Origin of the sequence: Paraburkholderia sp. SIMBA_053 (assembly GCF_046534895.1) — a bacterium.
Taxonomy (GTDB): Bacteria; Pseudomonadota; Gammaproteobacteria; order Burkholderiales; family Burkholderiaceae; genus Paraburkholderia; species Paraburkholderia caledonica.
The window spans coordinates 1-240 of sequence record NZ_JAWRXU010001590.1 but is presented as its reverse complement, the minus strand read 5'-3'; the positions used below and the strand labels follow the sequence as shown (position 1 = coordinate 240).

The window sequence follows — 240 nt, the reverse complement described above, 5'->3', positions numbered from 1 at the left end:
GACGCCGCGCACGATAGCGAGCGCGCCATAACCCAATCCGAAGTCCGTCTGCCAGACCGGCAGCAACGCGTAGATCATGTCGGTGTAGCCGTCGTGCAGCGCGTGCGCCGTGCATGAGAGCCAGAGCACGCGCGCGCGCGAAACGGAGGACGAGTTACCGGATGCGTTGGCCGCCGCCGTCGTTGGCAACGAAGAAGAGAAAGGTCTCATGGTTCAATCGAGTGGTGAAAGCGCGCGGCC

At 64.2% G+C, this 240-nt stretch carries 1 pseudogene; it reads right to left on the bottom strand.

What is annotated here, in order from left to right:
- Positions 1 to 210 (bottom strand): annotated as a pseudogene (locus SB753_RS40915) (MFS transporter); the annotation flags it as partial.
- Positions 211 to 240 lie beyond the last annotated feature (30 nt).